The organism is Nostoc sp. FACHB-110 (genome assembly GCF_014697425.1).
Lineage (GTDB): Bacteria > Cyanobacteriota > Cyanobacteriia > Cyanobacteriales > Nostocaceae > Nostoc_B.
Genome location: NZ_JACJRU010000003.1, coordinates 302,883 through 314,796 on the forward strand (window position 1 = coordinate 302,883; position 11,914 = coordinate 314,796).

Here is an 11,914-nt window from a genome sequence, read left to right on the forward strand (position 1 = left end):
CGATAGGCGGACTACCCTGCGGGAAGCCGCTTGCGCGTCTACGTTTGTATAGCCGCGAATTCCATTCGCTGGGGCTAGGTGCAAGATGTGATTAAATAGGTACTGCTATAATTTGAAAGTTTTAATTTTTGATTTCCCACAAATATTAAATTTAACGAAAGTTTTAGCTGTTCAGGATGGGTGTACGCTACCTAGATGGGAATGCGTCGTCAGAGGAATTAACCAATGGGATATGTAATTGCTACTGCAAATATGAAAGGCGGTGTAGGCAAAACCACTCTCACCGTCAACTTAGCTACTTGTTTGGCGAAAAATTACGGTAAAAAGGTATTGGTATTAGATTTAGATACTCAAATTAGTGCCACGCTGAGTCTGATGTCGCCTTTAGACTTTGCCAAGCTTCGCAAACAAAGGCTGACATTTAGATACTTAATCGACGATGTTATCAATCCAGATCCCAATAGCAAGGTAACAATTAACGATATTATCCAACCCCAAATTTGTGGACTTAGCGAACTGAATTTATTACCAGGTGATATCGATTTATATGATGAGTTTGTGGTGTCAGAAATGCTGCACAAACAAACAGTTGCTTTTGGTGAACAAAACTTTGAAACTGTGTGGAATCGCTTTGAGCGAGTCTTGATAAATAACATTTTAAAACCTGTGCGCGATAAATATGATTTTATTCTGTTAGATTGCGCTCCTGGTTATAATTTGCTGACTCGCAGTGCTTTAGCTGCTAGTGATTTTTACATCCTCCCCGCCAAGCCAGAACCTTTATCTGTCGTAGGAATTCAACTTTTAGAAAGACGCATCGGCCAGTTAAAAGATAGTCACGAACAAGAAGCGAAAATAAATATCAAAATGCTGGGAATTGTCTTTAGTATGTGCAATACTAATTTGCTGACTGGCAGATATTACAAACAAGTTATGCACCGAGTTGTGGAAGATTTTGGTGTAGAACAAATTTGTAAGGCACAAATCCCAGTTGATATTAATGTGGCGAAAGCCGTTGATAGTTTTAGTCCGGCTGTATTGAATGCACCTCAATCTGCTGGTTCTAAAGCATTTTTGCAGTTAACTCAAGAGTTGTTGCAGAAGTTGTAATAATTCTTTTTAGAGACGTTATATATAACGTCTCTACTTTTGCAAAATAATGGATGCTCTGGTGATTCTCCCATATAGATTGAGTAGTTCCCGCAGATTCAATCAACGCTGACAGTTAAACTATTATGCAATGAGAAGTTATTTATTTGCAGGCATTAAAATAATGGATAAAGGCTTTAGCAATTTTATTTATAATATTATCCGCTTACCAAATTTGACTTAAATCTAAAACAAATCCTGGTAATAGATTTTCACCGCTTAATGTCGAAGGATGATCTAATTCCTCTACAGCTTTTTCAGGACGATAAATAAATACTTTTTGTTGTTTTCTATCGATTAACCAACCTAATTCTGTACCATTAGCTATATATTCTGCCATTTTTTCTTGTAATGTCTTCAAATTATCTGTCTCTGAACGCAATTCCACTACAAATTCAGGACAAATAGGTGCAAACCTCTTTCTTTGTTCTAGAGTTATTGTTTCCCATCTGGCTTTTTTTATCCAGGCTGCATCAGGAGAACGCACTGCACCGTTAGGTAAGGTAAAACCACCGCTAGAACCAAAACCTACACCTGTACCATCTTGCTTTGTCCAAATACCTAACTGGACAATTAAATTAAAATTGCGTTCATCTGTTTCTGAGCCTGTGGGGGGCATAATCAATAATTCTCCCTGGTGATTACGTTCAATACGAAAATCACGGTTTACTTGACAGAAATCAAAAAGTTGCTCGTCACTTACGATGATGTTTGGTTGCATTTTCAGCACCATTCCTAAGAAGTCTGTGGTTACAGGTGATTGGGTGTTCATCATCTTGGAAAATATAAATTCCTAAATAAATGTAGAAACGTTTGATCAAACGTCTCTACATTCATGTTAAACCTGTTTTAAAACTCACCAACTAAGGCAGGGATGCACCTTTCACACAATAAAGGATGCTCTTGTGATTCTCCCACATGGGTTGAGTAGTTCCAACAGCGATCGCATTTTTCGCCATCGGCATTCACTACCCCAATTCCCCAGTTATCAGACTGCGAGTTGTATTTCACATCTTGCAGTTTGTCAGCAGCATCTAGCATTTCCACCTGTGAGGAAAGGAATAAATAACGGAGTTCATCGATACCGTTACCAACTCCAGAATTCAGGGTATTTACAGAAGACCGTAATTTGTCATCTTTGACATAGAGCAATATTTTTGACTCTAGAGAAGAACCGATTAACTTTTCTACCCTCGCTTGCTCTAATACCTTGTTGACATCAGTACGGATTTGGCGGAGTTGTTGCCAAAACTCCGCCAATTTGGGATTATGCCACTTATCTTCTAACTGCACCCAACCAGCTTCAAACACTGATTTGTAAGGTGTTTTGTAGGGGAGAAATTGCCAGATATCTTCCGCAGTATGGCAGAGAACAGGTGCGATCGCTCGTGCTAAATTTTCTAAAGCGATGTGTATCACTGTCTGACAACTGCGACGGCGGAAAGAGTGGGGCGCACTGATGTACAATCGATCCTTGGCGATATCTAAATAGAAGTTAGATAAATCCACGACACAGAAATTCTGCACCGTTTGGAAGAACCGGAAGAATTGGAAACTTTCAAACGCTTCTGTTACTTCCTGGAACACCTCACGAATGCGGTGCAGCATATATTTATCTAAGTCTGGTAATTCCTCAAAGGGTACTGCATCTTTTTCTGGGTCAAAATCATGCAAGCTACCTAACAAGAACCGCGCCGTATTGCGAATCTTTCCGCGCACATCGTTCAGTTGCTTGATGATGTTTTTCCCAATGCGGACATCACCAGAGTAGTCTACTGAAGATACCCACAATCTCAATACATCTGCACCATACGCCGGGTCTGATTTTTGATTTTTCCCGCCTTCAATGATGGCATAGGGGTCAACCACATTTCCTTCTGATTTACTCATTTTCCGACCTTGTTCATCCAAAGCAAAGCCGTGAGTTAACACAGTTTTGTAAGGTGCAGTGCCATTTACCGCTACACTAGTCAGCAAACTCGACTGGAACCAACCGCGATGTTGGTCAGAACCTTCTAAATACATATCAGCCGGGTAGCGTAACTCTGGACGTTGCTTGGCCACAGCCGCCCAAGACGAACCAGAATCAAACCATACATCCATTGTGTCTGTACCTCTGCGGTAAGACTTGCCGTTGTTACGATAAGCTCCCGGTAATAATTCTTCTACCGACAATTCCCACCAAGCATCAGAACCTTTTTCGGCGATGATAGCTTGAACATGGTTGATAGTTTCCTCATTCAGGAGTGGTTCGCCAGTTTCCTCATCGTAGAATACGGGAATTGGCACACCCCAAGCACGCTGACGAGAAATACACCAGTCAGAACGTTCCGCCACCATTGGCGTGATGCGATTTTCACCTTGGGCTGGTATCCATTTTACAGATGCGATCGCCTTTAATGCATCTTCTCTAAATCCTTCCACTGAAGCAAACCACTGTTCCGTCGCCCGGAAAATCGTTGGTTTCTTCGTCCGCCAGTCATAAGGATACTTATGGGCGTAAGCTTCCTCCTTCAACAGCGAACCCGCCGCCGTCAAAGCATCAATCACCGCCTGATTTCCGTCACCCAATACATTCAACCCTGCAAACTGTCCCGCTTCCTCGGTAAAGTTGCCATGATCATCAACTGGTGCAAGAATTGGCAAACCGTAACGCTGACCAACAATGTAGTCTTCTTGACCGTGACCAGGGGCAGTATGTACTAACCCAGTACCCGACTCAGTAGTAATGTAATCACCGCCAACTATAACCGGACTTTCTCGGTCATATAAAGGATGACGGTAAGTAGTATGTTCTAACTCCTTACCCTTAAAAGTAGCCTTCACCGTCAACTCAGCCGAGATAGTCGCCGCCAACCGTTCCACCAAATCCGCCGCCACAATCAAATACTTGAATTGACTCTGCGTCTCTGCGCCTTTGCGCGAAACTTCCACCAAAGCATAATTCAAATCCCCATTAACCGCCACCGCCAAATTCCCCGGAATTGTCCAAGGCGTAGTAGTCCACACAGCCACGCCCAAATCAGGCAAATACTCACCCAAAACCGACTTAACCGCCTCAGCCAAACCCGTCACAGGGAACGCCGCATAAATACTCCGCGAAGTATGCCCTTCTGGATATTCCAACTCCGCCTCAGCCAAAGCCGTCTGAGAACTAGGACTCCAGTGAACCGGCTTCAAACCCCGGTAGATGTAACCTTTCAAATACATCTGACCAAACACCCCAATTTGCGCCGCCTCATATTCCGGCTTCAGCGTCAGATATGGGTTATCCCAGTCACCCCAAACACCGTAGCGTTTGAAACTTTTACGTTGGTCATCTACTGTTGCTAAAGCAAATTCCTTAGCTTTTTGCCGCAATTGCAAAGGCGTTAAACTCTGACGTTCTGCCGACTTGAGATTTTGCAAAACCTTCAGTTCAATTGGTAAGCCGTGGCAGTCCCAACCAGGCACATAACGAACCTTACGCCCTTGTAACAACTGGTAGCGATTAATAATATCTTTAAGAATTTTATTTAAGGCATGACCAATATGCAGAGAGCCATTTGCGTAGGGAGGGCCATCGTGCAGTATAAATAATTCGCCTGGATTTTCTTGTGATAGGCGTTCAAAAATTTGATTTTCTGCCCAAAACTTCTGAATTTCCGGTTCACGCTTGATGGCGTTAGCCCGCATTTCAAAATTAGTTTTAGGTAGATTTACAGTGTCTTTGTAACTTCCAGTTTCCGTCACAGCTTCATGCCTAAGAATATATGTGCAGGTTTTATCAATTATAGAAGATGGCAGGAAGTCTAAAATTAACTCTTTTGCTCACCTGTGCAGGTTTCGGTAATTAATAGCACTTTAAAATATGACAAATTTGAAAAGTTGGAATTCAATATCGAAGAAATTAAATTATTAGATTAACTTCAGCTATATGCTTTTAAATATTGTAGTGGCTAAAATCTATACATCTTACTTAAATATTTTCGTTGCCAGATGACATCTCCCGTACCTTACTACATATCGCGTAAGCAAGCTCAAGACTTTCTCGCTAAATTTACAAAAGCACTGGAATCTCCAGAGTCTAACCCACTACTATTTCAGATTTATGGGTTTGGAGGAGTTGGTAAAACAACCCTGACAAAGAAACTCAAAGAGATGCACGAACCGCAAGCTGACTTTGCAGAAGTGTCATTTGGTCTTACACCGGGTATCGAAACGCCACTGAAGTTAATGGTAAAGCTTTATGAGCAATTACCAAAGCGTACAGGACTTTTACGAACAGATATTTTGTCTAAACCCGACCCCTTTACATCAGTTTATGAGCAATATGAAGAAACTTTTTATAAGTTAAAAACTGAACCAGTTCAAGGCAAATCAGTTGATACAGAACAACAAAACACGGTTAAAGATTGGCTTGAACTGGGAACAGGAATGTTACTAGCAACAGGTGCAGCCCATTTAGGAGATCCTGCAACAGCGTTAAGTTTAGGTCTGGATGCTGTGGTCAAGGCTGGAGGAATGTTATCAGATACACCACAAGCAATAAAATCCAGCAAAGAGCGTATGCAAGAACTATTGCAAAAGCATCCAGCAACGAAGAACAACAAAGAGCTTCAGGAGTTAATGCTTGAACCAATACCAAAGTTAACTCATGCCTTTGCTCAAGGTTTAATCCAGAAAGCTCACAAGCATAAGCCATCAATTGTGTTAATTTTAGATACTTATGAAAAAGCACCTTCAGATATTGATACTTGGCTGTGGCAATATTTATTAGAAGATACAACTTTAAAATCTAATCCTGTTCGCATTGTTGTAGCTGGAAGACGTTCTTTACTTGAAAAAGAAAGTTGGCGAAAGTTACAGCAGGATCGGGATTTGATATATGAACAAAGGCTAGATGAATTTAGTAAAGAACAAACTAAAGAATATCTTCAACATATAGGCATTACCAAATCTGGTGAAATTCAAAAAATATATAACGCGACTAAAGGTTTACCTTATTATCTCAACTGGATTAAACGCGAAAAGGAAACAAATAGAGATATTGATTTTTCGCGTGGCAACCAAGCCATCACTAATCTGCTATTGCAAGGATTGAGTACACACCAAAAACAGATAGTTCAATTAGCCGCCTGTTGTCGTGGGTTTGACCGCTCATTAATTGAGTATTTAATGCAAAAGAAAGGAATAGATTTTGAAACTGGTGCTTGTGCAACTAGCAACTGTTTTGATTGGCTAACAAAATGTGACTTTGTTGAATTTGTTCAAGGTCGCTACCGACTTGATGACGTAGCCCGTGATATTTTTCGCCTTTCGTTTTGCCAGGATGATAAAACCCGATTCCGAGAAACACATGAACTACTAGCTAAATATTTTGAGCAAAGGGCAAACCAAGAAGTTACATCAGATAGCCCTGAGCCACAAAAATACGAAAATGCTGACTGGCGGCAATGCACTGCTGAATTTATTTATCATGCACTTTTTGCAAGAAGGGATGAAGGCCAACGTGAATTCATTTACCATTTATTTGCTTCTCGCTATATGAAGCAATTTGAAGTAGTCATGATTCCTTTTGCAGCAGTTGTTACAGAATTAGCAGTAGAAAATTATCGCCTGTTACCTGATTCAACTGAGAAGTTTTTGAAAAGCATAAAATTGGGATTTCTATTTAGTTGGGTAATGTTAGCAAATGAGCCAGCTAAATATGATATTGACTATCAAGATGGAACAGGCCCTTCCAAAGAAGAGATAGAAGCAGCAATAAGGCCTTGTTTCACTCAAGTTGACTTTTTAAAAGATGGTCTAGGTAAATATGCTGGGCTTGTATATACAGCGTTAAGGAGCCACCCTAATCAGCGAAAGGATTTGCTACTTCAAGCTATTGAACAAGCTGAATTTATTTATACTAATACTCATCCTGAATTCAGCAGTCGTCTGTTTTTAGATATCAGTGATCATCTGTATAAATTAGGAGAATACGAAGAGGCTTTGGCTATCCAGGAAAAAGCCTTGGCAATTCAAGATGACTTCTCCGAAACTTGGAGTAATCGGGGTGCTTTGTTGATAAGTTTAAAGCGTTATGAAGATGCAATAATTAGCTGTGATAGAGCTTTGGTGATTAAAGATGACTTCCCTGAAGCATGGTTTAATCGAGGCTATGCACTAATTAATTTAGAACGTTATAATGAAGCATTAGCTAGCTACGATAAAGGTTTAGCAATTAAGGATGACTTCTTCAGGGCATGGCTTGATCGAGGCTATGCACTAATTAATTTAGAACGTTATAATGAAGCATTAGCTAGCTACGATAGAGCCTTAGAAAGGAAGGATAACTACTCTGAGGCATGGTTCTATCAAGGTGATTTATTAAATGATTTAAAACGTTATGATGAAGCATTATCTAGTTATAATAAAGCCTTAAATATTACACCTAATGAGCCAACTTACTTGAATTCTAAGAGTTTAACCCTGAGTTTTTTAGGACGTTATGAAGAAGCACTGGCTAATATAAATGAAGCCAAAAAAATTCTACTAGAGGAGCCTTTATTGTGGACTAATCAAGGTATCATACTAGCTCGCGCAGGACGCTACCAAGAAGCAATGGCTAGTTGTGAAAAAGCACTACAACTAAAACCAGATGATGAGAGTGGCTATTATGGCAAAGCTTGCTGTTATGCTTTGCAAGGAAATATTGAGTTAGCAATTGAAAACCTACAAAAAGCAATAAATATCAACTCTTCCCGATGTCGTAGAGAAGCAAAAAGAAACCCTGATTTTGACAGTATTCGGGAAGATGCACGATTTCAGGCATTACTACAAGCTTAAATTAGCGGGTTGCACTGCTTAAAATACACTAATTTTTAGCAGTGTTTAATTTTGTTGACTCAATAAGACTCCTATCTCCCTCGTTTATTTAGTAGCTAGTTTAATTTGTGCGATCGCCACTTTGATACAAGCAAAACCCAACATGATATGAAATTCAAGCTGGGTTTCACTCTATTTAACTAGCCTAACTATTCGGTGGTGTTTGTTCTGGTGGTGCTTCGGCAGGGGGAGCAAGCACAGCATCAGGCGCAATTTCTTCTACAGCGACGGGTTCTTTGTCTTCTGGTTCTGGGTGTGCTTGTGCTGCTTCCACCAATTCCGGGGATGGGGGATGGGGTGGAATTACTTCTGGAACAGTTTCGGTTGTTGCTTCGGTGTCTGTAGTGGGTGTTGCTTCCTCAGTCAAAGGTGCTTCAGGTATAGCAGTGGTTTTATCGATAATTTCCACAGCAGGTTTTTCATTTGCTGCATCAGGAGTCCTTTTAATCACAGGCTTTTGTGCTTTATTCTTGGCTCCACTAAAAACGCTACCTAAACCTTGTTGCAATTTACCTAAGCGTTCTTGCAGAGATAGCTTATTTACTTGTTGCTGAAGCGATGCTGTCACTTCTTCAGAACTAGGTACGGGAGTTTGTTGTAGTTGTGGGGTGACTTGTCGCCGCAGTGATAAAGTTTGCCAACCAAACCAGACTAAAAGTGCCACACTAGCCACATGGCCTAGTAATAAACCTCCCCAAATCCGAGGTGCAAAAACCCATAATACTAAAGCATAAAACAGGCCAATACCACTCCAAATAAAATCATTCTTACGGTGGATTTCAGGGAAAAAGAAAGCTGATATGTATAGACCCAAACTACCAAAACCAACTACCAAAGCTAGGATGTATGCCAGCATTTTTGGTTACTCCTTAATTGTTCACTAGAGGCTAGAAAAGTCTGAAGTGTGAAGTATGAAGTATGAAGTATGAAATTTTAGCCTCCATTCTTCAGCCTCCTGCATCCCTAGCCTCTTTAACTCAATATTCCAATTTTGCAAATTTTGCACGGAAATTGTTGATTTAGATACAATTTAAAATTTGTTATATGTGATGTTAGTTCTGAGCTTTTGTGAGTTCAAGCAACTCTTAATGTCTTCTTTAGGGGAGAAGAGAAAATCTCGGATTACCCTTAAAGATGAGAAAGAAACTGCAAGAGTTAGCCAATAAGTTATGACACTACAAAGCTTTGGTGTGATTGGATTAGCCGTTATGGGCGAGAATATCGCTCTGAACGTAGAACGTAATGGCTTTCCAATTGCAGTATACAACCGCTCCCGCGAAAAAACCGATGCCTTTATGGCAAACCGCGCGCCTGGACGGAACGTCAAAGCCGCCTTTACTTTAGAAGAATTTGTGGCCTCATTGGAACGTCCCCGCAAGATTCTAGTGATGGTACAAGCTGGTAAACCCGTGGATGCGGTAATTCAACAGCTAAAACCCTTACTAGATGAAGGCGATATCATCATCGACGGTGGCAACTCTTGGTTTGAAGATACTCAAAGACGTACTGAAGAATTAGAACCATTAGGTTTGCGCTTTCTTGGTATGGGTGTGAGTGGTGGTGAAGAAGGTGCATTAAACGGCCCTTCACTCATGCCTGGTGGTACACAAAGTTCTTATGAATATCTCTCACCAATTTTCAACAAAATTGCTGCCCAAGTCGATGATGGCCCTTGTGTAACTTACGTTGGCCCTGGTGGTTCAGGTCACTACGTGAAGATGGTACACAACGGTATCGAGTATGGCGATATGCAGTTAATTGCTGAAGCCTACGATTTGCTGAAAAATGCCGGTGGACTTGACCACAATCAGCTTCACGAAGTATTTGCTGAATGGAACACCACTGATGAACTCAATTCATTTTTGATTGAGATTACAGCAAATATCTTCCCCTACATTGACCCCGACACCAGCCTACCTTTAGTAGACTTAATTGTGGACGCAGCAGGTCAAAAGGGTACTGGTCGTTGGACTGTACAAACTGCTTTGGAATTGGGTGTTTCTATTCCTACAATTACCGCAGCTGTAAATGCTCGGATTATCTCTTCGATTAAAGATGAGCGGGTAGCAGCATCTAAGCAGCTGACAGGCCCCAGTGGCAAGTATAGCGGCAACAGCAAAGAGTTTATCAACAAAGTACGTGATGCTCTGTACTGCTCTAAGATTTGTTCTTACGCTCAAGGGATGGCGTTGCTATCTACAGCTTCCAAAACCTTTAATTGGAATTTGAATCTGAGTGAATTGGCTCGCATTTGGAAAGGTGGCTGTATTATTCGCGCTGGCTTCTTGAATAAGATTAAGAAGGCATTTAACGAAAATCCTGCATTGCCCAACTTGTTATTAGCTCCCGAATTTAAGCAAACAATTCTTGACAGACAAACAGCTTGGCGGGAAGTAATTGTAACAGCTGCACAATTAGGTATTCCAGTACCCGCGTTTAGTGCTTCTTTAGATTATTTTGACAGCTATCGCCGCGATCGCCTGCCTCAAAACCTTACTCAAGCACAACGCGACTACTTCGGCGCACACACCTATCTACGCCTCGACAAACCAGGTGCTTTCCATACTGAGTGGGTTCCCATCGAAGAGGCTACAAAATAAACTTTCGCTCCTCTAATTTATGAGTATATTGTGAAAGTTTAAATTGCTACGCTTTTTACCTGAGAAAGTGACTCTGAATTTCAGGGTCACTTTCTGATTGAGAACCAATAATTTAAAAAATAAAACTAATTTGACCAATGATGCCGACAAGCTTACTTATGGATTTTGATTATTCCCCAAATATTTAGCTTTTAATTCTTCTAACTCTTTATCTATTTCACTTTTACTAGCAGGCTGAGTATTTGAATTTACTGGCTGCACTTTATTTGGTTGAGGTTGATTTTTAGCCACTGTCAATTGTGTTTTTAATTCTTCTAGTTCTAAATCAATTTGACTAGGTGTTTGATTCACAACTGTAGGCGGTAAAGTAGGTGAGGCTGGAGTAGGAGTATTAACTTTTGGTGTTTGTTGATTTAAATCTTGCAGAAGTTCATCGACTGTTTGATAGCGTTTGGCTGGAATGCTTTCTAGCATTTTATTGAGAATGCGAGTTAAATGATTGCTGATGGGAGTTTTTAGGTATTGCTGCCATACCCAAGTGCCATGATTGGTATCATAAGAATCAAATGGCGATCGCCCAGTTAATAAGTTAATACAAGTAGCCCCTAAACTATAAATATCACTAGCAAATAACGCCCTACCTCTGATTTGTTCTGGGGCGACATATTCAGGGCTACCAATACTAGTACCAGTTCGATTTAACGCTGTACCCACTGCAGATTTAGCTGCCCCAAAATCTACTAAAACTAGTTTGCGATCATGCTCACGTAAAATAATATTCTCTGGCTTAATATCACGATGAATTACTTGTCTCATATGACAAAATTGCAGTACTGGCAATAAATCATGCAACAGTTGATAAATCTGAGTTTCACTAAAAGCTCCGTGTTGTGCCAATTCCTGCGCTAAATTCTGCCCATTAATAAATTCTTGTACTAGATACTGCCTATCATCTTGAGTAAAATATGCCAGCAGTTCAGGAATTTGAGGATGTTTACCCAATTCATCTAACTGCACAGCTTCTTGGTTAAATAACTCCACAGCTTTTTGTACAGTATTTGTACCTTGAGCTTGGGGATAAAATTGCTTGATGACACAGCTTGGTTTTGACGGTTTATCTTCGTCAACTGCTAAAAAAGTTCTGCCAAAACCACCTTGTCCTATCGGTTTGATAGCACGGTAGCGTTCTTTAAGCAGTAACTTAGAACCACAAGTTTGGCAAAACTTAACATCGTGGGGATTTTCTGGCTTGGGACAGCGGGGGTTAAGGCAGTAGCTCATTGACAGGATGGCGTTTTACGTCGCTCTAACTGTTT

7 protein-coding genes are annotated in these 11,914 nt (G+C 40.7%); 3 read left to right on the forward strand and 4 right to left on the reverse strand.

Annotated elements, in window-relative coordinates; translation table 11 throughout:
• Positions 1-225: 225 nt before the first annotated feature.
• Positions 226-1,110: a ParA family protein gene (locus tag H6G69_RS05480; protein WP_190682783.1), complete on the forward strand. Its 885-nt coding sequence runs from the start codon at positions 226-228 to the stop codon at positions 1,108-1,110.
• Between the two features lie 205 nt (positions 1,111-1,315).
• On the opposite strand, the gene H6G69_RS05485 is transcribed toward H6G69_RS05480, so the two are convergent.
• Entirely contained in the window at positions 1,316-1,921 is a 606-nt protein-coding gene (locus H6G69_RS05485) for a Uma2 family endonuclease (RefSeq protein WP_190682976.1), read from the reverse strand.
• A gap of 77 nt (positions 1,922-1,998) precedes the next feature.
• Positions 1,999-4,881, reverse strand: coding sequence for an isoleucine--tRNA ligase (gene ileS / locus H6G69_RS05490; protein ID WP_190682786.1), 2,883 nt, complete (start codon positions 4,879-4,881; stop codon positions 1,999-2,001).
• Between the two features lie 246 nt (positions 4,882-5,127).
• Between ileS and H6G69_RS05495 the strand changes: the two genes are divergently transcribed.
• The gene (locus tag H6G69_RS05495) at positions 5,128-7,959 is read left to right on the forward strand and encodes a tetratricopeptide repeat protein (RefSeq protein WP_190682789.1); all 2,832 of its coding nucleotides are present in this window, start codon (positions 5,128-5,130) and stop codon (positions 7,957-7,959) included.
• A 184-nt stretch (positions 7,960-8,143) separates the two neighbouring features.
• Here the strand turns inward: H6G69_RS05495 and H6G69_RS05500 are convergent, their stop codons facing one another.
• Positions 8,144-8,854, reverse strand: coding sequence for a Ycf66 family protein (locus tag H6G69_RS05500; protein WP_190682792.1), 711 nt, complete (start codon positions 8,852-8,854; stop codon positions 8,144-8,146).
• A gap of 313 nt (positions 8,855-9,167) precedes the next feature.
• Here H6G69_RS05500 and gndA point away from each other — a divergent pair, with 313 nt between their 5' ends.
• On the forward strand, positions 9,168-10,598 hold the full coding sequence (gndA, locus tag H6G69_RS05505) for an NADP-dependent phosphogluconate dehydrogenase (RefSeq protein WP_190682795.1): 1,431 nt from the start codon (positions 9,168-9,170) through the stop codon (positions 10,596-10,598).
• 156 nt (positions 10,599-10,754) lie between these two features.
• On the opposite strand, the gene H6G69_RS05510 is transcribed toward gndA, so the two are convergent.
• Positions 10,755-11,879, reverse strand: a complete 1,125-nt coding sequence (locus tag H6G69_RS05510) for a serine/threonine-protein kinase (protein ID WP_190682798.1) — start codon at positions 11,877-11,879, stop codon at positions 10,755-10,757.
• Positions 11,880-11,914: the final 35 nt, after the last annotated feature.